Source organism: Capnocytophaga granulosa ATCC 51502, from assembly GCF_000411115.1.
Lineage (GTDB): Bacteria > Bacteroidota > Bacteroidia > Flavobacteriales > Flavobacteriaceae > Capnocytophaga > Capnocytophaga granulosa.
This window is the reverse complement of record NZ_KE150242.1, coordinates 340617-363718: the sequence shown is the minus strand read 5'-3', so window position 1 is coordinate 363718 and position 23102 is coordinate 340617. Positions and strand designations below refer to the sequence as shown.

Genomic DNA, 23102 nt, shown 5'->3' with positions numbered 1-23102 from the left:
GGTTTAAGAAATCACCTTTTGATATACCTTCAACAGATTTTCACAGACGTTTTCGTCTGTGAATTTTTGTACATAGTTATAGCCTACCTCTCTCATCTGTTGCATATGTTCAGGCGAGGAAAGAAGTTCCTCTATAGCCTGCCGAATCTCCTGCGGTGTATTCTCGGTAGGGTTTATATAGATACTACCACTACCTCCAGCTTCTTCAAAGCAACTCCCTTGGGAGGTAATCACTGGGGTTTTGGAAAAGAGGGCTTCTATAATAGGAATTCCAAAGCCTTCAAAGACAGAAGGATAACAAAATATCGTTGCGGCTTGGTATATCATAGCCAACTCCTGCATGGAAACCCCAGAGAGTACTCTTACTTGAGACTGCATATCATTTTCCTTGCAATAAGCCTCTATCTTCTCGTAATAGGCCGTTTTTTTTCCTACCATAATCAGCGGCAAGTCAGTACCTTTGAGTGCTTTTACTATCTCTAAAGCATTCTTTCGCTCCTCTATAGCCCCTACATTGAGAACAAATCGGTCAGGTAGGGCATATTTTTCTCTTACTTTGGCTTTTTCTTCCTCCGTATAGGTTTGCTTAAAAGCGGCATGACATCCCTGATATACTACCGATATTTTATTAGGATCTATATGAAAATAATCTACTATATCTCGCTTGGTTTGCTCACTGATAGCAATAATATGTTGTGCTTTCTCAGCTGCATAGCGAAACTTGAGAGTATGTATCTTTCTGTCAAAAGCACTATACCACTGGGGAAAACGCAAGAAAATAAGATCGTGTATGGTTACTACCGTAGGGACATACTTGTATATACCTATAGGAATCTCCCCAGAAAGCCCGTGATAGATATCAAGTTGCTGTTCTTTGGCAAGGGTTGTAATATGAAAAAGCCGCCAAAGACTTTTGAGTTTTTTCCAAAAAAAGCCTTTGGGATTGATCTCTGTAGTCCTTGGGGTAATCTTTACCCCTAAGAATTTTCTTCTTTTAGGGTTAAAAAGTACTAATTCCGTATCTGTTCTCTCTTGCAAGATACGAATCAGGTCTCGGCTGTAGTTACCCAAACCGCGAAAGTTATGAAAAGCCCGCTTGGCATCGAATCCTATTCTCATTTCTCTGTTTTTAAAACCTCTTTCAAAAACTTAGCTGTATAGCTCTTTTTACTCTTAGCCACTTGCTCAGGTGTCCCCATAGCCACTACCTGACCGCCTCCCTTGCCTCCTTCAGGGCCTATGTCTATAAGATAATCCATCATCTTGATTACATCTAGGTTATGCTCAATAATAAGCACCGTATTTCCCTTTTCGGTAAGCTTGTTAAGCACTTCCATTAGGATTTTTATATCCTCAAAGTGTAGTCCTGTAGTGGGTTCGTCCAGGATATAGAAAGTATTACCTGTATCACGCTTGGAGAGTTCTGTAGCCAGCTTGATACGTTGTGCTTCACCCCCTGAAAGAGTGGTAGAGGGTTGCCCTAAGGTAATATAACCCAGTCCCACTTCCTGTATCGTCTTGAGCTTTCGATAGATTTTCGGAATGGGTTCAAAGAAAGCCACTGCCTCATCTATAGTCATCGCTAGTACATCGGCTATGGATTTTCCTTTGTAGCGAATCTCAAGAGTTTCTCTATTAAAACGCTTACCATGGCAAGTCTCACACTCTACCAAAACATCGGGAAGGAAGTTCATTTCAATCACTTTCATACCTCCGCCCTCACAGGTTTCACAACGGCCTCCCTTGACATTGAAGCTAAAGCGCCCTGGTTTGTAGCCCCTGATCATTGCCTCTGGCGTATGGGCAAAGAGGTCACGTATTTCGCCAAAGACACCTGTATAAGTGGCAGGATTAGAGCGCGGAATACGCCCAATAGGTGATTGGTCTATATCTATCACTTTATCTATATGTTCCAGCCCCAAAATCTGCTTGTAAGGCATGGGTTTTTTCAGGGCATTGTAGAAATGTGCATTGAGAATCGGATAGAGAGTCTCGTTGATTAGGGTTGATTTGCCCGAGCCTGACACTCCTGTAACCCCTATCATCATCCCCAAAGGGAATTTGACCGATATATTTTTAAGGTTATTGCCTGTACAGCCTACGAGTTCTATAAAATGTCCGTTACCTTGGCGACGTTCCTCAGGCACCTCTATGGCACGTTCTCCATTGAGGTAAGAGGCCGTCAGGGTATGCGCCTTAAGCATTTCTTTAGGAGAGCCTGCGAAAATTACCTCTCCCCCACCCTTACCTGCCTTAGGGCCTATATCGATTACGTAGTCAGCATGGAGCATCATATCAGCATCGTGCTCTACTACCACTACCGAATTGCCTATATCTCGAAGTGATTTTAGGGATTTGATCAGCCGCTCATTATCACGCTGATGCAAACCTATACTGGGTTCGTCTAAGGTATAAAGTACATTGGTGAGCTTGGAACCTATTTGGGTAGCTAGGCGGATACGCTGTGCCTCTCCCCCCGAAAGAGTTTTGGAACTTCTGCCCAAGGAGAGGTAATCAAGTCCCACATCCAAGAGAAAACGTAGGCGTTCGCTTATCTCTTTAAGGATTTCATGGGCAATCTTTTCTTGGCGAGCAGAGAGCTTTTCTGGCAAGGCATCAAACCACTGCATCAGTTCGGCTATGTCCATAGCAGAAAGTTCGGCTATATTCTTATCAGCAATACGGAAATACAGCGCCTCTTTCCTCAGACGAGAACCCTCACACTCAGGACAGGGCTTTTCTTCCATGAAATCTTTTGCCCAACGCTGCATAGAGGCGCTACTTTCTGTATCTTGGTATTGTTGTTCTATGAAATTGACAATTCCCTCAAAATCAATAGAGAAATCACGGGTTAGCCCCATAACTTCAGATTTCTCAGAGAATTTCTCTTTTCCCCCAAAAAGAATCATATCTATAGCCTCTTTAGGGAGTTTCTCCACAGGGTCGGAGAGTTTGTGTCCAAACTTCCTAAGTATAGTTTCTATTTGCTGGAATATCCAAGTTTTTTTCTCAGCTCCTATGGCTGTGATAGCCCCCTGCTTGATAGAGAGCGACATATCAGGAATGAGCTTGCTCAGGGTTACCTCCTGTACTATTCCCAGTCCATTACAGTGCGGACACATCCCTTTGGGAGAATTAAAAGAAAAAGTATTCGGCTCTGGTAATGGATAAGAAATCCCTGTAGTGGGACACATAAGGTTACGGCTAAAGTAGCGAGGAACATCCTTTTTATCTGCCAGTATCATCAGGATTCCATTACCATGTCGCATAGCTGTCTGTATGCTTTCGGACAGGCGACGCTGAGTAGTATCATTGTTTTTGATCTCCAATCGGTCAATTACCACCTCTATATCATGGGTTTTATAGCGATCGAGCTTCATACCATACTCTATTTCACGAATCTGGCCATCTACACGTACCTTAAGGAATCCCTGCTTGGCAATTTGCTCAAAGAGTTCGCGGTAATGCCCCTTACGCGACTGTACTACGGGAGCTAAGATATGGATCGCCTTGCCCTGGTACTCTTGTAGGATCAACTCTTGTATCTGGCTATCGGTATAGCTAACCATCTTCTCACCTGTACGATAGCTATAGGCATCGGAGGCACGGGCATAGAGTAAACGCAGAAAGTCATAGATTTCGGTAATTGTCCCCACAGTAGAGCGAGGCGACTTGGAAGTGGTCTTCTGCTCAATGGCAATCACAGGAGAGAGACCATCTATCTTATCCACATCGGGACGTTCCAATCCACCTAAGAACTGACGGGCATAGGCAGAGAAAGTCTCTATATAGCGGCGTTGTCCCTCAGCATAAATCGTATCAAAGACCAAAGACGACTTACCACTACCCGATAAGCCTGTTACTACCACCAGTTCATAACGAGGAATCTGTACATCTATATCCTTGAGGTTATGTACTCTTGCCCCTTGTACTATAATATTTTTATCTTTTTTCATGTATTGCAAATGCAGATGAAGTTAAAAGAAAGTACTTACTTTTGCCCTGCAAACCTCCCTATAAGGACGACCTGCTACAAAAGTAAGTAACTCTATTGAAAAAACTAATTTTATCTAGAAAACAATATCTAATTAAGGAATTTAGGCAGTTCCCAATGGTGCTTCAAGGAGAGCATACGTACAACTATCACCACACAGATCGTTACAAATACCACCCAATTATGATTATCAGCCATAACCCCATTGAGCAAGAAATACACTGTACCACCTGCTACACAAGCTGTTGCATAGATTTCTTTCTGAAAAATGGCAGGCATCCTATTGGCTAAGACATCTCGAATGACCCCTCCAAAGCTTCCTGTCATAGTACCCAATACAATAGCTATAGTCGGAGAAAGGTCAAAGCGAAGTGCTTTTTCCAAACCAATAATGGTAAATACCCCCAACCCAATGGCATCAAAGAGTAATAACCAGTAGTTCCAGTGTGCAGCAAACTTGCGCTTGAAAAGAATGGTAAAGGCCACACTCAAAGCAATCATAAAGATATACATGAGGTTTTTCATCCAAAAGACAGGAATACTCCCAATCATAATATCGCGGAGTGTTCCTCCTCCTACCCCCGTTACGAAAGCCAAGATGAACATACCAAAGACGTCCATACGGCGTTCTAAACCGAGCAAGACGCCCGAAATTCCGAAAACAAAGGTACCTATAAGGTCCCACAAATAAATAGGGTCTGTAATGATGGCTGTCATCTCTTGACTTAGACTCCCCCATAGAGTGATTTCGTTCATTTTTCTATAATTCTATAAATGGTTTTATAGCACTGATTAGGTTGGCTGTAGGTTGGAGTGCTTCGGTACGCCATACGAGTTCTCCCTTATGAAAGATCATATAAGTAGGAATCCCGTTGATCTGTAGCTTTTTGGTAAGTTCCTTGTTATTATCAATATCAATTTTGATCACACGTACCGCTTCGCCTAAGGAATCGGCCACTTGCTGTATGGAAGTGCTCGCATCCTCAGTCAGATAATGCCAGCCCGCATAAAAAACAATAAGTACGGGCTTACTAGTGCTTATTATATCTCCAAATACTGACATATTTATTATAGTTTTTCTTTTATAGCTATCACGCTGCAAATATAAGATTTTTTTCTAAATTAAGCGCCCTTAATGTGCTTAATTTTGCAGGTCTGTAGGCGTATTTTTATCCTTTTTCCTGAGTTCTATAACAGTAATTTCGGGAGGCATCCCTACTCGACCTGGGAAAGCTAAGTAACCAAAACCACGATTTACATTGATATACTTACCCTTTTCTTTATAGATTCCTCCCCAATACTTATAACGCCAACTGGCAGGACTCCACTTGATCACCCCAGGAATTTCTATACCAAACTGCATCCCATGGGTGTGTCCGGTCAGGGTCAGGTGAATAAAGTTAGGACTATCTATCACCTCATATTGCCAATGGGTAGGATCATGAGAGAGAAGCACCTTGAAATCCTTCTTATCTACCTCATGTAAGGCCTGCTTAAGGTCTCCTTTTTTGACAAAGCCTTGCCCCCAGTTTTCCACACCTACTACTGCAATACGTTGCTGGCCACGAGTGAGAAATACAGATTCGTTATTGAGCAAACAAAAACCCAACTGCTGATGTATTCCCTTGAGGTCTTCTAAATTTTTAAGCTTGTCCTGTGGTGAATCCCACTGTACATAATCACCATAGTCATGGTTACCCAATACAGAATACACCCCATCCTTAGCATGCAATTGCTTAAAGTGTGAGATCCAAGGGAGCATCTCCTCTGCCTTATTATTGACCAAATCTCCTGTGAAGAAGATTACATCACCCTTTTGGGCATTGATCATATCTATACCATATTGTACTTTTTCAACATTGTCAAAACTACCTGAATGAATATCGGAAATATGCACGATACGATACCCATCAAAAGCCTCGGGAAGATCATCAAAATAGAGTGTATGCTTTATCACCCGAAAGTTGTACTTACCCCAAAGCATCCCATAGATCATTCCGGCAAAGGGAATGGCTGCCACACCCATTCCTATAAGGCTTACAAAGCGCCTACGAGAGGGAATTACTTTTTCCTTTTTCATACGGAAAGGCGCACATAGCAAGCGTACTAGCGTCTCCCCTAAGAAGAATATACTTATAAGCGTGGCAAATAAGAGCCATGAGAGGAAAAGCCCAAAGGAAAATTGCCTATGGCTATCCCATACACCCGAAAAGGATTCATTCCAATAGTATAGAAAGTAAAAAAGAAAAAAAGCTGATAGTATATAATATAGGTAAGTAAAAACCTTATACTTTACCGCCTTACGTACACAAAAAGCACTCAGAAGTACCATCAGTACGTAGAAGATACAAAAATAATTGATAAAATGATGCATTTCTTATCCTATTAAATAGCCCGCAAAAATACAACAAAAAGCAAGCATGTTGCACCATGGTAAAGATATTTTTAACAAAAAACACCTATTTTGGATAGGCAATACGCAAGTGATAGATATTAAAGAGTTTTTCCTTGAGTACCTTCTTGATCTTCTCTATATCCTTGAAAGTAATATCAGCATTGAGGTATTGCTTTTCCTCTATTTGTTTCTTAATAATAGCTTCCACCAGCGCATCAATAGCTTCGGTAGTAGGATTAACCAAGCTCTTGGAGGCAGCCTCTACCGAATCGGACATCATAAGAATAGCTGTCTCTTTAGAAAAAGGAATAGGCCCAGAGTAGCGGAAATCGTCCTCATTGAAAGGTTCTCCTGAGTCCAACTGTTTTTTATAGAAATAGTAAATAAGGCTATTGCCATGATGGGTTCGGATAAAGTCAATGATATGATCAGGGATATTATTTGCTCTTGCCATCTCAATACCATCTATCACATGACTCTTGATAATCTTAGCACTCTCCACGGCTGTAAGTTCGTCATGAGGATTGACCGAAGTTTTCTGGTTTTCGGTAAAATAAAGAGGGTTCTTCATCTTACCTATATCATGATAGAGCGCTCCTACACGAACCAACATGGCATTGGCACCAATGGCCAATGCACTAGCCTCGGCCAAATTGGATACTTGCAAAGAGTGCTGGAAAGAGCCAGGTGCCTTTTCAGAGAGTTCCCTCAGTAGCTTATTGTGTGTATCGGAAAGTTCCAAAAGAGAGACATTGGACACCAAGCCAAATACCTTCTCATATATATAAGTGAGTGGCTGGATAAAAAGTGTCAAAAATCCATTGAGAATAAAAAAGCCGATGGTAAGATAATTTATTCCCTGAAGACTGCCCGTGGATATCATTAGTTGACAGAGGTAGGTTACTATATAAGCAATAACTATATAAGTAATCGTCAAGAATAAATTAATCCTATAGTGCATCCCCTTAGTGTCCAACAAGAGCACGCCTGCCACAATGGCATTGGTATAGATAAATTGAAAACTGTTAGGTACAATAAAGCCAATGAGTAACAGGGTAATCAGGTATAAGAACATACCTAAGCGCAGGTCAAAGAAAGCCTTCATCACCAGCGGAAAGATACAAATAGGTAAGGCATATATATAATCAGTATCTACCTTTGCCGTCCAAGATACCCCCGCTACAAAGAGCAATATGGTTGTGAAGATAAGAGTTACAATATTATTATTGGTAAACAAATCCTTCTTGAAATGATACAAATAGAGCAGTATCATACTCACCAGCATAGAAACAATCAGGATATACCCCAAAAGGGACAAGGAAGTGAGATGTTCCGCACTATTGAGGGCATACTCCTTTTGTAAGGAGGTAAGCATCGTAAGACGCTCGCCTGAGACAAATTGTCCTTTTTCTATAATGAGTTGTCCTTTTTTGACTATTCCATATGAATGAACAATATTCTTAAGTCGCTCCTCCAAAGTACGTTGGGTAAAGTGCTCATCGACAAATATATCAGGTAACATCACCTCCGAGAGGATCGTATAGTAAGTATCCATATAGGGAGCAAAGGGCTTCTCTGCAAAATAAGAAAGTACTGCCTCCTTGGTTTGGTTGAGAAAAAAGAATCTGTTAGGGGCAAAGGTAAACACCTCATTTCCCTCTACCAGAAATACCTGTTTATCGGTCAGTTCTCCAGAGGCATAAAATACCCCATGGCGATAGGCTTTCTTAAGGAAATCCTCCCCCTTGCGCAAGAGCTTTTCTTGGGTTGCAGCCTCCACTGAAGCAAAGTAAGTCAGTGCCTTTTGGTAATAATTCTTCTGAACAGAAGCCAATACCGTAGTATCCCTAAAGAAATAAGTAGGCGATTGGCTCTCAATATATTGCTTTTCCTTGGCCAACTGTTCGCTTGTCTTCTTCAGAGTAAAGTCAAAAGGCGCATAGAGTGCAGGATATAGCCAAGGCTTACCTGCCTGAAACTCATAGGAGAACTTGCTCCCTTTGGGCAAAAGGAAGACAATAGCCACAACTAGCACTACTGCCAAAAAGAGCTTGTAAAGCAGTCCCTGCTTGGCATATAGCTTGTACCAAAAATGTTTTATAGCCATAAGTGTATGGAGTTAAAAACGATTAGTCTCTTAGTAGTGGCAGGGTAGAACAACGCAAAAGTCCTTCCTGCTTGGCAATCTCAGCATAGGGAATTTCCTCTACCGTAAAACCTTGCTCCCTAAGCCAATTATTTAGGCGAGTAAAACTACGTTCGGAAACTACCACCTCTGGTGAGATAGAGAATACATTGCTGAACATTTGGTACATCTCCTCTCGTTCTATATGAAAGAGGTTATCCTTACCAAAGAGATCTACCAAATATTGGTATTCCTGTTCATTACGGAAACCACCCTTATAGATAATCCCCTTATTTGTTCCCACTGGCTGAAAACAACAATCCAAATGTAGTGCGTTATCACGAGGTTCTGTGTTGGACTTAACCAAGTCAAATGCCTTCACTATCTTGTTAGGAAAGAGTGCTTTAAGTAGCTCTACTCCTTCCCTATTGGTGCGTGCTGTCTTATAATTTGTATAATCAGCTCCATAGTAAGTGCCTACGAAGATATAATCATTCCATGGCATCACATCGCCTCCTTCTATATGTATTTCAGGGGAAGGAACGATATATTGAGAAGGAGGAATCTGGCGAACTATATACTCAATAGCTTGATATTCTTCTTCTCTTTCAGGTAGAATATTAGCTTTAATAAACTTGTCCTCTATGACAAAACCAATATCACGGGTGAAAATCTGGTTGCAATTCTCTATTAATTCAGGACGGTATACTTCTACCTCATATTTTTTAAGCACTTGGGCGAAAGCCTCCATTTCGGGAATCATGTCTGCTTCCTTAGGATAGGTTCCTGCCAATATATGTTCTAAAGATTTAGGGTCATAAGCCTCTTGAGCTGTGGGGGTAGCCCCATTGCTCTGAGCGGTTCCTAAGATAACAGCTCGTAGGCGATTGGTCTCGTTCTTTATTTGTATTTTCATTAGGATTAATTTTGGTGCAAATATACGGAAAATATATGAAATATTTATTTGGCAAAAAAAAGAAAAAATTATATCTTTGCCTGCCTAAACAATAAATTCTCCTGCTATGAAAAAACATATCTTTTTACTGTTGCTATTGCTCACTTCCACAGTGGGTATAGCACAAATTACTGTTGGGATACGGCTCAATAATCCATTAGTCTATGCTTCTTCTATTTCTCCCTTATATAATGAAGATGGGAAAAAATTCAACACCTATGGGAATTGGGGCGTTTTCAATTCAGGCGTCTTTGCTCGGATTCCTCTCAAAGAAAAGCATTGGGTATTACATACTGAACTTCTATATAAGAATGAGGGAACTCATCTCAGTGGCTTTGATGTTCCCGAAAAGGATAGGGGGCCTTATTATAGAGAAAGTCTCTATGAAGAAAAAAGACATTTTTCCCTCCAATATATAGATGCTCCTTGTCTGCTACAATGGGAAGGCAAGCGTATGTTCAGGGGGTACCTACAAGCAGGTTTTTCTCTCAAATTCTTAACCCATGCCTCCTATACTAATGGTTGGTTTAATGCCCCTGATGAGAATGTAACCCCACATTTTAACCGACTTGTTCTTACAGGGCAAGTAGGAGGCGGTGTGCTCTGGGACATCAAGCGAGTGATGATCACCGCCGATATGCGCATATCTTGTAATCTCACCCCTATTACTGGCCACAAAGTTCGTGGTGTAGATTTTAGCAATAGTACAGGCTTTTCTCTCACTCTCATCTCAGTAGGAGTAGGGTACAAGCTGGGATATAAAAAGAGTAATTAACGCCAAAGCATGAAACAACATGAAGAAGTTATCAAGATTATGGAAGAAAACGGAGGATGGGCTACCCTTGGTTTTCTTTATCATCATGTAGATACGTCTGAATGGAAAACCAAAACACCTTTTGCTACCATAAGACGAATTGTTCAGGACGAACGCTTCTTTTTCAAAATAAAAGCAGGACTATGGGCACTGAAAAGTCACAAAGAGCAGCTTTTAGAGAAATTTGAATTAGAAGTATCCGCTAAGAAAGAACAAGATTTTTCCCATTCCTATTTCCAAGGATTATTGGTTGAAATTGGAAACCTCAAGGGATACCACACATATATCCCACCGCAGGATAAGAATAAACTATTCCTTGATAGAAAATTAGGTAATGTCTCTTCCTTAGATCAGATATTAGATTTCACCTATCCCGAAGTGATCAAAAGAGCCAAAACTATTGATGTCATATGGTTCAATGAGCGGAAATTCCCTCATGCTTTCTTTGAAGTAGAACATACCACTGATATACAAAATTCACTACTCAAATTCAACGAATTACAAGATTTCTATACTAGGTTCTATATTCTTAGTGCAGTAGAAAGGAAACGAGAATTTGAACAGAAAATAGCCTATACTTCTTTCAAAGATATAAGAAATAGGGTCTCTTTCATTGATTATGATTTTGTAGCAAACTTACATACTAAGAGTTTTGAACTACTGAAAATAGGACAGTTATAATATAAAAACAAATCAAACCCTTAACAACTATAGAAAACACAAATGGAACCCATAGATTTTAACAAACCCATTACTGAATACGGAGAAGATAATATACAGACCCTTGAGTGGCAGGAGCATGTACGTATGCGTCCTGGTATGTACATAGGTAAGCTCGGCGATGGCTCCTCGGCCGATGATGGGATCTATATCCTACTGAAGGAGGTGATTGATAACTCCATAGACGAGTTTGTCATGGGGGCTGGTAAGCAGATAGAGGTACGTATAGAGGATAACAAGGTTACTGTACGTGATTTCGGACGTGGGATTCCCTTGGGAAAAGTGGTAGATGTAGTTTCCAAGATGAACACAGGAGGAAAATATGATTCCCGTGCTTTCAAAAAATCTGTGGGGCTTAATGGAGTAGGTACCAAGGCTGTCAATGCACTTTCCTCCTATTTCTATGTAGCTTCCGTACGTGATGGACAGCGAAAAAGCGCCACATTCTCTTTGGGTGTATTACAAGAAGAATCTCCCTTGGAAGCCTCCAATGAAAAAAGAGGTACCTTAGTAACGTTTGTCCCCGACGGAACCATCTTCAAGAACTACAAATTCCGTTCGGAATATGTGGTAAGGATGCTTAAGAACTATACCTACCTCAACCCTGGACTTACTATTGTATATAATGGAGAGAAATTTTTCTCTGAAAATGGTTTGGAAGACCTGCTCAAAGAAGACAACAACGAAGAAGATTTTGCCTATCCTATTATCCACCTCAGTGGGGAAGATATAGAGATTGCCCTCACCCATAGCAAAAGCCAGTACAGCGAACAATATTATTCGTTTGTCAATGGGCAGAATACTACCCAAGGAGGTACCCATCTGAACGCTTACCGCGAAGCCATTGTGGCTACCTTGCGTAACTATTACAACAAACCTTATGAAGCCTCTGATATTCGTAAGTCCATTATTGGAGCTATCTCTATCAAGGTGATGGAGCCTGTTTTTGAGAGTCAAACTAAGACCAAATTGGGTTCTACCGAAATGGGCGAAGGTATGCCCTCTGTACGTACTTATATTACCAATTTCGTACAAAAACACTTAGACGACTATCTACATAAGCAACCAGAGATTGCCGAAGAGATACAGAAAAAAATCCTACAAGCAGAGCGCGAACGCAAGGAACTATCCGATATTCGTAAGCTCGCTCGGGACCGAGCGAAGAAAGTGAGCCTACACAACAAAAAACTACGCGACTGTCGCATTCACCTGACCGATAGTAAGCACGAACAAGCCCTTGAGAGTACCCTCTTTATCACCGAGGGGAACTCCGCTTCAGGGTCTATCACGACCTCCCGCGATGCCAATACTCAAGCGGTATTCTCTCTACGAGGAAAGCCACTGAACTCGTTTGGGAAAACCAAAAAAATTGTCTATGAAAACGAGGAGTTCAACCTCCTACAAGCCGCTTTGGATATAGAGGACTCCATAGAAAACCTACGATATAACAATATTGTCATTGCCACCGATGCCGATGTAGATGGGATGCACATTCGCCTACTACTGATCACCTTTTTCTTACAGTTCTTCCCTGAACTCATCAAAGAAGGGCATGTCTATATCCTACAGACACCCCTATTCCGTGTGCGCAATAGCAAGGAAACTATTTATTGCTATACCGATGAAGAGCGTGTCAATGCCATAGCGAAGCTCAAAAACCCAGAGATCACGCGATTCAAAGGGTTGGGAGAGATCTCCCCCGATGAGTTCAAGCACTTTATCGGTCAGGATATGCGCCTTGACCCTGTAATGATGGACAAGGCCATGCATATAGAGAAATTATTAGACTTCTATATGGGGAACAACACCCCTGAACGCCAAGATTTTATCATCAATAACCTCAAATATGAGGTATAAAATAACGCGAGTTCGACGTAAGTAAAAATATATTTTTCTCCCACAAAGCCAGCGAGTGCTCACAGCTGGGTATGTGAAACACAGATTTTTACAGAGAGAATGATATAACAACTAAGTGAAACTTTGTGATTCCCACGGATAAATAAGGTCAAAGGCCTTATAAAAACTCATGAGAATCACAACAGTTGTATTTTTATTGTTATCTGTCACCAATTAGGAGTTCCTTTTAGCGTGTCTGCTTTTTGTTTTGTATAGGTGTAATATATGTGATAGAAAGTTAATATTTCGTCTCCTACTCTATGTACATCTGATAAATTTTGCGCACCTAATACGTCGTATAGTGTATCGTTTTTAATAATTCCTACGCTTCTGTAATAGATGCCTTCCCCACCAGCTGCTGGTGAACTTCTTATAAAAGTTTCCATTAGTACTATATTTTTATTTTCTACTCTATAATATCCTATTTCATTTGCTTCCAAATTATTATAATCAGCATTGCCAAAGCTGTTGATAAAACGACCATTAGCAAAGAAACGTAGGGCCATTTTAGTTTTTTGGGAGCTTGTATATACATACACGCAAGTAGTATCGATTAAGTCATCGGGTTGCAGGTGATAGGGCAAAGGTTTGGCTAATCTAAATTTAGGTTTTTTAGGGCGCAAACCTCTGTTTTCGTTGTAGTAATAATTGTTAATACAACTATTACAACTTAAAGCTATTAAAGCAAGAATTATTTTTTTCATCATACAAAATTTATAACACCAAATAGAGTTAAATCAACTTAATCAAGTTTCGCAAGCTATTTTTAGACTATAATTGTACTTGTAACTATATGATAATTAAAGTCTTGTAAATATCCCCTATTTCACATACTCCACTCTCACAGACTTTGCTCCTACTCATGCCTTTTTTAGCAAACCATTTCTGTTTGACTATAAATTTATCAAGATATGTTGCGTTAAGTTACCTTACTAAAGAAAAAGTAAGACAATTCAAATTCATTTTCTGCCATTCCTTCTTTATTTCTTCAGAAACAAAAATACTCTTTTCACTATCCACACATATACAATCCTTGGTAAGTGTAGCTATTTTTAAAGGATCATAAATAGCATTAAGAAAAACATAACTTTTCTTCGCTTCATCTCTTATCTTAAAGTATGATTTCTCCCAATCAATACATTCTTCTGTTTGTAGGAAGTTGATAATCTTATAATTGTGTTTTATCTCTTCATCATTAGTATTAAATAACTTAAAGGACAACAATTGTATCTCTTCACTTATCTTAGAATCTTGCAAAATAACATCTTGGAATCTTTCACTTGCCAAGTAAATTCCAAAATAGGGAGTGATAAGATCTTGATCAAAGAATAATTTTTCTTCTCCATATAGCTTAAAATTAATGTAATCAAAAGATTCATCTAATTGCATTCCATAATTGATTAACCAACGATTATCATTAAGATCCATCATTTCTAACATGAAATTCTCTTCCGTAATATGTTCACTATAATTCTTTATTGCATAATATTTCATAAAACTAATCTTTACATTTTATTTTACCACTCATAAGCCCTTTCTGATATGTTAGCCATACCAGCGAGGACAAATATACAAAAAATCATACCAATATACAATAAAAAAATCCCTAACCATAGAGGTTAGAGATTTATGTTTTTTATAGACATTCCTTACAACACATCTATCACTTTGGAGAGGCGCTGGGTGATTTCCTCAATAGAGCCTATACCATTGATAGGGTGATATTTGCCTTGCTTTTTGTAAAAGTCAATCAGAGGAGCTGTTTTTTGGTTGTATTCGACAAAACGGTTGCGGATCTTGCCTTCGTCTTGGTCATCAGAGCGCCCACTTACTTTACCTCGCTCTACAAGTCTTTTGATAAGTTCTTCATCATCTGCATCAAGGGCTAAAGTCGCACTGATATTCATTTGCTTAGAAGCTAAGAAAGCATCTAGCGCTTCGGCTTGGGCTATGGTTCGAGGGAATCCGTCAAAGATAAAGCCTGCTGCATTGGGGTTCTTTTCTATTTCCTCTTGGAGCATTTGGATCGTTACCTCATCGGGAACAAGAGCTCCCTTATCCATATAAGATTGAGCTAATACTCCGAGCTCTGTACCATTTTTCAAGTGATGACGGAACAAATCGCCTGTGGAGATATGTACCAAACCATATTTTTCTTTTAGGAAAGCTGCTTGTGTTCCTTTTCCAGCGCCTGGTTTGCCAAACAAAACCAAATTCTTCATATTTTCTATATTTAATTGATATATTTCTGGGAGATTTCGTCCTAATTCGTCATAGTCTAAGCCATAACCTACGATAAAGCGGTTGGGAATAGAGAACCCTATATGGTGTATAGGCAAGTTTTTCTTATAGGCTTCAGGCTTGAAGAAGAGTGTCATGATACGCAAGGAAGCCACCTGCTTGTCGGCAAAGAGGTTATAAATCTCCTCCAAGGTATTACCCGTATCCACTATATCTTCTATCACCACCACATCGCGGCCTGCTATATCCTTAGGAAGGCCTAAGAGTTGTTTTACCTTGTGGGTGCTTTGCATGCCCTCATAAGAGGAAAAGCGCACAAAAGCAATCTCACACTCACCCTGATAAGCACGGACAAAATCCGAAGCAAACATGAAGGAACCATTGAGTATGGAAATGAAAAGAGGTCTCTTCCCCTGCATCTGCTGCTCCACCTCTTGGGCAAGCCTTTTGATCTCTTGAGCAAGTCTTTCGCTGGAGATATAAGGGCGGAACTCTTTATCAAGTATTTTAATTAGCATAAACAGTGTTTTTAAAGCTACAAAGGTATGATTTTTTTATCATATAATGATACTTTTTTTCATATTTTTATTTTATAGAAATGAAGCCCTCTCTTCAAAGGTAAAAATAAACTACTTTTCTTTTTGTGAAAATAGCTAAAATTGCTACCTTTGCCCATTAAAAAAGTAGATTTGTACGCCATTTTAGATATAGAAACCACAGGAGGTAAGATGGGTGAGGAAGCCATTACAGAAATTGCTATCTATCGCTTTGATGGTCGGGAAGTTACCGATCGCTTCATCTCACTTATCAATCCCGAAAGAAAGATAGACGACTTTGTGGTACGCCTCACAGGCATTTCCAACAAGATGGTTCGCCAAGCGCCGAAGTTCTATGAGGTAGCCAAGCGGATTGTGGAGATAACCGAGGGGTGTATCTTGGTTGCCCACAATGCAGCCTTTGACTATCGTATCCTGTGCTTAGAGTTTCGCCGATTAGGCTTTGATTACCAGCGCAGTACCATCTGTACAGTGGAGATGTCCCAACGCCTACTCCCCGATGAGCCTTCGTATAGCTTGGGTAAGCTGGCTCGTTCGTTAGGTATTCCGCTCTCTGACCGACACCGAGCCAATGGAGATGCCATGGCCACAGTACACCTCTTTAAGCTCCTTTTGGACAAGGACACCCAGAAGGTAGCCCTAAGCGAGTTTGTCAAGCAAAACCTCTCTACCCTACCCATTCACCTGCTTTCGCTCTTGGATGGGCTACCTAATCAGTTGGGCGTATATTATCTATATGACAAGGCGGGAAAACTACTGTTATTGTCCAAGAGTAAGAACATCTATAAGCGGGTCAATGAGCACTTTACCTCGGAGGGAAAGCGAGATCTTTTTCTTAGGAAGCATGTAGGGAAGGTCATGTATGAGCTTACAGGTACCCTGCTGATTGCCTCACTCAAGGAAGCTGAAGAACTTCAGGCACAAGCCTCTCTGAGCAAGTATAAGAAAAAGAAGACCTACCCCTTTGCTTTGGTTTGTCATAAGAACAAGACAGGCTATCTCTGCCTTTCTGTCATGTTAAGAGCAGGAGCCAAGCAGCCCTTAGCTATTTTTGAGAGCAAGGAAGAGGGGCTGAATATGCTCTTTGAGATGACTGAGCGCTATGAGCTTTGTACCAAACTCAATGGTTTTTCCCAGGCGCGTACCTACTGCTATAACCACTCTATCGGTAAGTGTGCTGGTGCTTGTATGGGCGATGAAGCCGTGGAGACCTATAACCAACGAGTGGAGGAAGCCCTTGCCCACTATAGCCTTGTAGGTAGAACCTTTGTCCTTATGGATAAGGGACGCACCGTACATGAGAAAAGTGTCATCCTGATAGAGGATGGTAGCATCAAGGGCTATGCCTTTATCTCGCTGAACTATCAGCTTTCCAAACCTATCCTTGAGCGACACCTCACCCCACTAACGCATAACGCTGAGATGGCACACCTGGTAGAACACTACTTACGTACGCACCCTTTGGCCAAACAAATAGAGATAAAAGATTAACATCTTAGGGGAAAAATCACATTTTTTGTGTAACTTTGCCCCCACGAAAAGAAATATTTTCCTATGAAAAAACGTACTGTGCTGAATTTGTTATTCTTAGCACTCATTATTTCATTCTTTACCACTAACTTAGGGTATGAGGCCAAGATTCTCCTACAACGGATTTTCTCCTCCCAAGTGGAGCTTCTCTCTCAGGACAAACAATATACTATAGACCCTGATTGGACACTGAAAGATAGGGACAACAAGCAATTTCCTTTCACCCAATCCGAAGGGAAGGTCAGGTTCGTCTATTTCTTTTCCTCATGGCGGGCAATGAGTATAGCCGACCTGATAGGTATAGACAAGCTCTATCAGGATTATCATGACAAGGTAGCTTTCTATATCATCACCAATGAGTTACCTGAGCCTGTAGAACAGAAGCAACGCGATCGCAAATTCACCTTCAAGGTTACTTACCTGATCCAAGGGGCGAAGATGCCCTTTGATCCTGAGCGTATCCCCTCTGGCTATATCATAGATAAGCAAGACAAAGTAGTCGCTCAGGGCTTCGGAAATACCCGATGGAACAGCGATAAAGTACGCAAACTATTGGATACACTGATAAAATAACACTTACAAACCTTATAAAAAATATTATCCTATGAATATAACACAAATCTTCAAAAATAAAAATGTTCGCTTTTGGGGCTTGCAGGTATGCTTGGCCTTATTTCTCCTTTTCGCAGGTATCTATGCTGTACTGCTCTCCTTGGATGGTTTCACAAGACATGGGGAATTTATCGTGGTACCTGACCTTGAACATGTCTCCCTAAGCAAAGCCCAAGAGCTTTTAGAGAAGAGCCACCTGCGTTACGAAGTAAGAGATTCTACAGCCTACAACAAGGAATATCCTCCTTATACTGTTATGAAACAGACCCCTGAGGCCAATGAAAAAGTAAAGAAAGACCGCAAGATATATCTTTCGATCAACCCTACCAACTTTAGGAAGATAGACCTACCTAATATTATCCGAAGACCTATAAAGGAAGTTCGTCCCAATCTGGCTTCTCTTAATATTAAGATCGGTAGAGTCACTTATGTCAATGATATCAGTAAAGATGCTGTACTAAGAGCTTTCTACAAAGGAAAAGAGATCAAGCCTGGTGACAAAATTCTTGAAAATTCGTCTATAGACTTAGAGTGTGGCAATGGACTCTCCATGACTGAACCCGACAACACCACTGGTGATAACTCACAAGAAGGCAGTGGTTCAGATAATTCAGAAGGTATAGACTTCTAGTTAAATCTTTTAGAATATTTCCCATTATCAAAGAATAAATTGTATATTTACACCCCAAAAAAATAGCCAAATGAAAAAGATATTACTTTCCATACTTTGTATAAGCCTATATGCCTGCCAAGAAAGCAAGTCCGCAGAGCCTGAAATCACCCAAGAAGAAGTAGATAAGCAAGAAGCTCAGAAGCGCTTAGCTGATCTGGGAGATGAGGTTGATGAGTATCCTTCGTTTAAGGAGTGTGAGAGTATCACCACTAAGGACGAAAAACTCAAATGCTTTACCGATAGGCTTTCCAAGGCTTACCAAGAGGCACTCAACAGCCAGAAATTGGCCATTGGCGGTGCTCTAAGCGATACTATAAAAGTAACCCTTGTGGTGAGCAACGAAGGGGTACTAAGTGTAAAGAGTGTAGAGGCCTCCGATAACACACTGGAGCTGCTCCCCGACTTGGAGAAAATCTTAAAAGATAAGACCGCAGGATTCGAGTTCGTTCTCACTCCAGCCAAGAAAAACCAAGTGAGTGTCACCACTGAGTATGTACTTCCTTTGGTGATTGATGTAAAATAAAATCATAAAGCCATGCCTAAAATACTATTAGTTGAAGATGAAGCCTCCATACGGCGTGTGCTGGGTAGTATCCTCAGTGAAGAGGACAAAAGCTATCAGATAGAAGAAGCTACCAATGGACAGGAGGCCATGGATATGATCCAGAAAACAGACTATGACTTGGTACTCTGTGATATCAAAATGCCCAAGAAAGATGGACTGGAGGTACTTTTGGAAGCTAAAGCCCTTAAGCCTGCCTTGCGTATGGTCATGATTTCAGGACATGGTGACTTAGAGACGGCTGTACAAGCCATGAAAATGGGTGCCTTTGACTATATAGCCAAACCTCCTGATCTAAATCGGTTGCTCTCTACTGTCCGCAATGCACTGACTACTACCCCTGTGGAAGAAAAAACACCTAAGGGAGAGAATAAGACTTCCAAGAAGACCTCTCCTACCTCACCCATGATAGGTAAGAGTGCAGCTATACAGAAGATTAAAGACATGATTGACAAGGTCGCCCCTACCGATGTACGAGTACTCATCACAGGCCCTAATGGTTCGGGAAAGGAACTAGTAGCCCGTGCCCTACACCAAGGCAGTGAGCGTGCTGCGCAACCCATGATAGAGGTCAATTGTGCTGCTATCCCATCGGAACTTATCGAAAGTGAACTATTTGGACATATCAAAGGCTCCTTTACCTCGGCAGTGAAAGACCGTGTAGGCAAGTTCGAGGCCGCAGATAAGGGCACTATCTTCTTAGATGAGATTGGGGATATGAGTCTTTCGGCTCAAGCTAAGGTATTACGTGCCCTACAAGAGAAGAAAATCACCAAAGTAGGTAGCGAGAAAGACATAGCTGTAGATGTACGGGTGATTGCTGCCACCAACAAAGACCTCAAACAGGAGATTGCCCAAGGGCGTTTCCGAGAGGACTTATACCACCGCTTGGCGGTTATCCTTTTAGAAGTTCCCTCTTTGAATGAACGTAGAGATGATATCCCCCTTTTGGTAGAGCACTTCACCAAGAGTATCTGTCAGGAACAAGGCATCAACAAACACTTCCAGCCCAAGGCCATAGAACAACTCCAACAATATGATTGGAGTGGGAATGTGCGAGAGTTAAGAAATGTGGTAGAGCGCCTGCTGATCCTCTCCGAAGGAGAAGTTACCATAAAGGATGTCAAGGCATTTGGCGGAAAAGAATAAAATCAATTGTCAAGGATTAATGGTTAATTGTCAATGACTACTAATGTTAGTACCTCTTTAGGACTATTAAGAAATAAAAGAAATGGGAGGCTTTGTGGAGCCTCCCTTTTCACTTTAAAATGAAAACAAACTAAATTTAAAAAACAGCTCTTACAGCTTTAAAGAAAAGCTCAAGAGTATATTCTGTAAGGTGTTATCCACTTGTGGGGTGTCTGTAAGGACACTTTCAAAGATTTGTGGATGGTAAGCACGGGTTGCTCTATCATAAGAAAGGTCAAAACGCATATTACTAATACTTACCCCAAGTCCTGTAGAGAAGCCTGTAAGATCACCTATAGGTTTTAGCTCTGTCTTGTAAGGACTTTGCTCATACCTATACCCTCCTCTAAAGAACAGATGGTTCGTCTTACTCAGTGGCAAGCGGTATTCCGCACCAAAACGTAGGGAGTTGGTATCTCCTAAAGTATTTTGGATAATAGCATTTTCTGATTCTAAACCAGAACGGAAACTCATATTTCCATAGCCTTTGTAGATATAGTCAGCACTAAGGATCAATTGCTTATTCCATACCCAGCTGGCTCCTACAGTCCAAGAACCAGGTGTACGGAAATTGTATTTCTCATAAACGGCTACTACGTTTGGCCTAGCAAAAAAAGTGCCATTATTTTGAGTGTTTGTTGATAGTGATTGCATCTTTTCATCTTGTAGTGTATACCAAGTAGGAGAAGCATAGGTAAGTCCTATACGTAAGCCTGTAGCCACTTCGGCTATAGCTCCCAATTGGAGAGAGAAACCACTTCCGACAGTCCTGACTTCATCTTGATATAGTGCAGAACGAATATCTGAAGCCGTATTATTTACATAATCCTCTCTATACTTATTTACTACCCTATAATCTACACTATGAGAGTTAAGATTAATCCCAAAGGAAAAAAACTCATAACGCCCAGCGAAATTAAAATTATATTTATTAACTCCTCCTTCGGTATATTGTTCTACATTTTGTATAGTTGTTGTTCCTTCAGAGATATTTTTTATATAATTTCGCTCTTCTAACACAGCATCTGCTTCAGAATCAGACATAGAAGGTTTTAGTTCTCTCTTACCACTTAAAGGATTTACTAATCCAGTTGTATAACCTAAAAGTGCATTTCTGAATTTTTCAGGTTCCTTTAATTTCCCCATTCTACTATACAATTCATATAAATTATCCCTTCCGACTTTTCTTTTATTTTCATAAACATCTAACATTAAGTCTTGCTGCATGATTCCATTAGCCTTATCAAGAAAGAAGTCCCCAAGATTGGCTCCATTAGTTCTATAAGTATAATTTAGATCATTAGCATCAAAATTATGGGTCTTTTGATAATTAAAAGCAAAAGCGATATTCTTCCAGCCTTCCTCCCCTATTGTAATAGGGAACGCTACCCCAAATTGGCTCAATAGGAAATCGGAAGAAATGGTTGATCGCCCATTGACATCATTTTTTGAATTGGCCCCTGCCAAAGTGAGACTCATTTCGCTTCTTGTAAAAATAGAAGTTCCTGCAGGATTGAGTGCCAAGGCCGAGAGATCTCCGCCTAAGGAACTAAAGGCGCCACTCATAGCATTGAATCGAGAGGTTCCATTAATCCCCTCCATAGAATAGCGCAGCCCATCGGTAAGGTTTTGGGCAAAGACAAAAGAACTTGCCAAACAAAAACCCATTGTGATTATATTTTTTTTCATTTCTATTTCTTTATTAGTTTTTTTCTAATTTATTAATAACTCCTTCTTGTAGTACCACTTCCTCCTCCACTACTTTCATTGCTTGAATTTCCTTGATAGGAGCGGGAGGAATTATCATAAGAACGAGAAGAGTTATCATAGGAATTATTATAATTACTATTGTTATAATTACTATTGTTATAATTACTATTGTTATAACTATTATTGTTATAACTTCTTGAGGAATAATCATAGCTACGAGTTCTATTATCTTCATAAGAACGAGAAGAACTATCATAGTTACTATTTCCATAAGAACGGGAGGTACTACCATTTTGGTAATTATAATTTTCATAACGGCTAGTATCATCCCCTCTTCTACCATAAGTTGGAGAATACTTACGAGAGGTATTTCCGTAAGGGTCTTGGTAATAATAGTAATTATTTTCCCTATTGTAGCGATAAGATGGATAATAATAGTAGTTATACCCATAATAAGGATAATAGTAGTTGTACCCATAGTAAGGATAGTAATAATTGTATCCGTAAGGGTAGTAATAGTTATATCCATAATAAGGATAGTAGTAGCTATATCCGTAATAAGGATAGTAATAGCTATCATAGTAGCGCCAGCTCCAGTAAGGATCATAAGTGCCTACCGAGAATCCTATACTCCAGCGAGAACGTGGATAGTAGTAGGAAGAGGAATAATAGCCTCCCCATGCCCCTGAACCCCAATAGTAAGGACTATCTACATAATTATTGTATATATTCACAGAAGAAGGGCGGGCATTGTCTCCCCAACTGCCATAAGTATTATAGGGGGCACTCTGCTGTTGGGTGTCTGTACGATAACCCTCTACATTGGTCATAGGGGTATAGGAGGGAGCAGGACGCTGTACCTGTTGTTCAAAATCCTTATACCCTGCTATTTTCTGATTAAGATGTTCGCGATAGCTACCGCTTTGTTCATAATTTCTCTCATAACGTGGTTCCTCCCTCTGATACACAGGTCGAGGGGCTTCGTCCCCATAGATACCATCATCATAACCCACTCCTGAATAAGCGCCACAAGCGCTAAGGCCTACCAGTGCTGTAAAAGCAACTGCTGTATGGATGATTACTGTCTTTCTCATAACAATATTATTTAGTTTGTTGATTATCAGTACTTT

20 protein-coding genes are annotated in these 23102 nt (G+C 40.5%); 8 read left to right on the top strand and 12 right to left on the bottom strand.

Translation table 11 applies throughout. The features are described from left to right. Nucleotides 1-3 precede the first annotated feature (3 nt). The 7 genes from HMPREF9331_RS01540 to HMPREF9331_RS01510 all read right to left on the bottom strand — a co-directional run bounded on the left by HMPREF9331_RS01540 (nt 4) and on the right by HMPREF9331_RS01510 (nt 9430). Complete coding sequence (locus HMPREF9331_RS01540; protein ID WP_016419421.1) at nt 4-1119, bottom strand: glycosyltransferase family 4 protein; 1116 nt, start codon at nt 1117-1119, stop codon at nt 4-6. Continuing rightward, entirely contained in the window at nt 1116-3956 is a 2841-nt protein-coding gene (gene uvrA, locus HMPREF9331_RS01535; RefSeq protein WP_040356836.1) for an excinuclease ABC subunit UvrA, read from the bottom strand. Before uvrA ends, HMPREF9331_RS01540 begins: the two co-directional genes overlap by 4 nt. 128 nt (nt 3957-4084) lie before the next feature. Then, nucleotides 4085-4750 carry a trimeric intracellular cation channel family protein gene (locus tag HMPREF9331_RS01530; RefSeq protein ID WP_016419419.1) on the bottom strand — a complete coding sequence of 222 codons (666 nt, stop codon included), beginning with the start codon at nt 4748-4750 and terminating at the stop codon, nt 4085-4087. A 4-nt stretch (nt 4751-4754) separates the two neighbouring features. Further along, nucleotides 4755-5057 (bottom strand): thioredoxin family protein, encoded by a 303-nt coding sequence (locus tag HMPREF9331_RS01525; RefSeq protein WP_009641381.1) that lies wholly within the window; start codon nt 5055-5057, stop codon nt 4755-4757. Nucleotides 5058-5135: 78 nt separating this feature from the next. Beyond that, nucleotides 5136-6368, bottom strand: coding sequence for a metallophosphoesterase (locus HMPREF9331_RS01520; protein WP_016419418.1), 1233 nt, complete (start codon nt 6366-6368; stop codon nt 5136-5138). A gap of 85 nt (nt 6369-6453) precedes the next feature. Continuing rightward, the gene (locus HMPREF9331_RS01515; RefSeq protein WP_016419417.1) at nt 6454-8496 is read right to left on the bottom strand and encodes an HD family phosphohydrolase; all 2043 of its coding nucleotides are present in this window, start codon (nt 8494-8496) and stop codon (nt 6454-6456) included. Between the two features lie 22 nt (nt 8497-8518). Beyond that, nucleotides 8519-9430, bottom strand: a complete 912-nt coding sequence (locus HMPREF9331_RS01510; protein WP_016419416.1) for a dimethylarginine dimethylaminohydrolase family protein — start codon at nt 9428-9430, stop codon at nt 8519-8521. Nucleotides 9431-9536: 106 nt separating this feature from the next. Here HMPREF9331_RS01510 and HMPREF9331_RS01505 point away from each other — a divergent pair, with 106 nt between their 5' ends. Genes HMPREF9331_RS01505 through HMPREF9331_RS01495 form a run of 3 tightly spaced genes read left to right on the top strand, consistent with a single transcriptional unit; the run spans nt 9537 to nt 12860 of the window. After that, nucleotides 9537-10244: a porin family protein gene (locus HMPREF9331_RS01505; RefSeq protein ID WP_016419415.1), complete on the top strand. Its 708-nt coding sequence runs from the start codon at nt 9537-9539 to the stop codon at nt 10242-10244. Nucleotides 10245-10253: 9 nt separating this feature from the next. After that, nucleotides 10254-10964, top strand: coding sequence for a hypothetical protein (locus HMPREF9331_RS01500; RefSeq protein ID WP_016419414.1), 711 nt, complete (start codon nt 10254-10256; stop codon nt 10962-10964). A gap of 42 nt (nt 10965-11006) precedes the next feature. After that, entirely contained in the window at nt 11007-12860 is a 1854-nt protein-coding gene (locus HMPREF9331_RS01495) for a DNA topoisomerase IV subunit B (RefSeq protein WP_016419413.1), read from the top strand. A gap of 206 nt (nt 12861-13066) precedes the next feature. Here HMPREF9331_RS01495 and HMPREF9331_RS01490 read toward each other — a convergent pair whose 3' ends face one another. From HMPREF9331_RS01490 to HMPREF9331_RS12675, 3 genes are all read right to left on the bottom strand, one after another. Beyond that, nucleotides 13067-13603, bottom strand: coding sequence for a hypothetical protein (locus tag HMPREF9331_RS01490; protein ID WP_016419412.1), 537 nt, complete (start codon nt 13601-13603; stop codon nt 13067-13069). A 220-nt stretch (nt 13604-13823) separates the two neighbouring features. After that, complete coding sequence (locus tag HMPREF9331_RS01485; RefSeq protein WP_016419411.1) at nt 13824-14393, bottom strand: hypothetical protein; 570 nt, start codon at nt 14391-14393, stop codon at nt 13824-13826. A 155-nt stretch (nt 14394-14548) separates the two neighbouring features. Continuing rightward, nucleotides 14549-15658 carry an adenylate kinase gene (locus tag HMPREF9331_RS12675; protein WP_016419410.1) on the bottom strand — a complete coding sequence of 370 codons (1110 nt, stop codon included), beginning with the start codon at nt 15656-15658 and terminating at the stop codon, nt 14549-14551. A 150-nt stretch (nt 15659-15808) separates the two neighbouring features. Between HMPREF9331_RS12675 and HMPREF9331_RS01475 the strand changes: the two genes are divergently transcribed. The 5 genes from HMPREF9331_RS01475 to HMPREF9331_RS01455 all read left to right on the top strand — a co-directional run bounded on the left by HMPREF9331_RS01475 (nt 15809) and on the right by HMPREF9331_RS01455 (nt 20223). Then, nucleotides 15809-17188: an exonuclease domain-containing protein gene (locus HMPREF9331_RS01475; protein WP_016419409.1), complete on the top strand. Its 1380-nt coding sequence runs from the start codon at nt 15809-15811 to the stop codon at nt 17186-17188. A 63-nt stretch (nt 17189-17251) separates the two neighbouring features. Further along, complete coding sequence (locus tag HMPREF9331_RS01470; RefSeq protein WP_016419408.1) at nt 17252-17800, top strand: TlpA family protein disulfide reductase; 549 nt, start codon at nt 17252-17254, stop codon at nt 17798-17800. A gap of 31 nt (nt 17801-17831) precedes the next feature. Continuing rightward, complete coding sequence (locus HMPREF9331_RS01465) at nt 17832-18470, top strand: PASTA domain-containing protein (RefSeq protein WP_009641383.1); 639 nt, start codon at nt 17832-17834, stop codon at nt 18468-18470. 70 nt (nt 18471-18540) lie between these two features. Further along, nucleotides 18541-19035: a hypothetical protein gene (locus HMPREF9331_RS01460; protein ID WP_009641388.1), complete on the top strand. Its 495-nt coding sequence runs from the start codon at nt 18541-18543 to the stop codon at nt 19033-19035. A 12-nt stretch (nt 19036-19047) separates the two neighbouring features. Further along, entirely contained in the window at nt 19048-20223 is a 1176-nt protein-coding gene (locus HMPREF9331_RS01455) for a sigma-54-dependent transcriptional regulator (RefSeq protein ID WP_016419407.1), read from the top strand. A 150-nt stretch (nt 20224-20373) separates the two neighbouring features. Here HMPREF9331_RS01455 and HMPREF9331_RS01450 read toward each other — a convergent pair whose 3' ends face one another. After that, on the bottom strand, nt 20374-21951 hold the full coding sequence (locus tag HMPREF9331_RS01450) for an OmpP1/FadL family transporter (RefSeq protein WP_016419406.1): 1578 nt from the start codon (nt 21949-21951) through the stop codon (nt 20374-20376). 32 nt (nt 21952-21983) lie between these two features. Further along, nucleotides 21984-23066, bottom strand: a complete 1083-nt coding sequence (locus tag HMPREF9331_RS01445) for a hypothetical protein (protein ID WP_016419405.1) — start codon at nt 23064-23066, stop codon at nt 21984-21986. Nucleotides 23067-23102 lie beyond the last annotated feature (36 nt).

What these genes read in the sequence shown, in the direction of transcription:
- HMPREF9331_RS01540 (WP_016419421.1), bottom strand. Translation starts at nt 1,119, where the DNA reads ATGAGAATAGGATTCGATGCCAAGCGGGCTTTTCATAACTTTCGCGGT.
- uvrA (WP_040356836.1), bottom strand. Translation starts at nt 3,956, where the DNA reads ATGAAAAAAGATAAAAATATTATAGTACAAGGGGCAAGAGTACATAAC.
- HMPREF9331_RS01530 (WP_016419419.1), bottom strand. Translation starts at nt 4,750, where the DNA reads ATGAACGAAATCACTCTATGGGGGAGTCTAAGTCAAGAGATGACAGCC.
- HMPREF9331_RS01525 (WP_009641381.1), bottom strand. Translation starts at nt 5,057, where the DNA reads ATGTCAGTATTTGGAGATATAATAAGCACTAGTAAGCCCGTACTTATT.
- HMPREF9331_RS01520 (WP_016419418.1), bottom strand. Translation starts at nt 6,368, where the DNA reads ATGCATCATTTTATCAATTATTTTTGTATCTTCTACGTACTGATGGTA.
- HMPREF9331_RS01515 (WP_016419417.1), bottom strand. Translation starts at nt 8,496, where the DNA reads ATGGCTATAAAACATTTTTGGTACAAGCTATATGCCAAGCAGGGACTG.
- HMPREF9331_RS01510 (WP_016419416.1), bottom strand. Translation starts at nt 9,430, where the DNA reads ATGAAAATACAAATAAAGAACGAGACCAATCGCCTACGAGCTGTTATC.
- HMPREF9331_RS01505 (WP_016419415.1), top strand. Translation starts at nt 9,537, where the DNA reads ATGAAAAAACATATCTTTTTACTGTTGCTATTGCTCACTTCCACAGTG.
- HMPREF9331_RS01500 (WP_016419414.1), top strand. Translation starts at nt 10,254, where the DNA reads ATGAAACAACATGAAGAAGTTATCAAGATTATGGAAGAAAACGGAGGA.
- HMPREF9331_RS01495 (WP_016419413.1), top strand. Translation starts at nt 11,007, where the DNA reads ATGGAACCCATAGATTTTAACAAACCCATTACTGAATACGGAGAAGAT.
- HMPREF9331_RS01490 (WP_016419412.1), bottom strand. Translation starts at nt 13,603, where the DNA reads ATGAAAAAAATAATTCTTGCTTTAATAGCTTTAAGTTGTAATAGTTGT.
- HMPREF9331_RS01485 (WP_016419411.1), bottom strand. Translation starts at nt 14,393, where the DNA reads ATGAAATATTATGCAATAAAGAATTATAGTGAACATATTACGGAAGAG.
- HMPREF9331_RS12675 (WP_016419410.1), bottom strand. Translation starts at nt 15,658, where the DNA reads ATGCTAATTAAAATACTTGATAAAGAGTTCCGCCCTTATATCTCCAGC.
- HMPREF9331_RS01470 (WP_016419408.1), top strand. Translation starts at nt 17,252, where the DNA reads ATGAAAAAACGTACTGTGCTGAATTTGTTATTCTTAGCACTCATTATT.
- HMPREF9331_RS01465 (WP_009641383.1), top strand. Translation starts at nt 17,832, where the DNA reads ATGAATATAACACAAATCTTCAAAAATAAAAATGTTCGCTTTTGGGGC.
- HMPREF9331_RS01460 (WP_009641388.1), top strand. Translation starts at nt 18,541, where the DNA reads ATGAAAAAGATATTACTTTCCATACTTTGTATAAGCCTATATGCCTGC.
- HMPREF9331_RS01455 (WP_016419407.1), top strand. Translation starts at nt 19,048, where the DNA reads ATGCCTAAAATACTATTAGTTGAAGATGAAGCCTCCATACGGCGTGTG.
- HMPREF9331_RS01450 (WP_016419406.1), bottom strand. Translation starts at nt 21,951, where the DNA reads ATGAAAAAAAATATAATCACAATGGGTTTTTGTTTGGCAAGTTCTTTT.
- HMPREF9331_RS01445 (WP_016419405.1), bottom strand. Translation starts at nt 23,066, where the DNA reads ATGAGAAAGACAGTAATCATCCATACAGCAGTTGCTTTTACAGCACTG.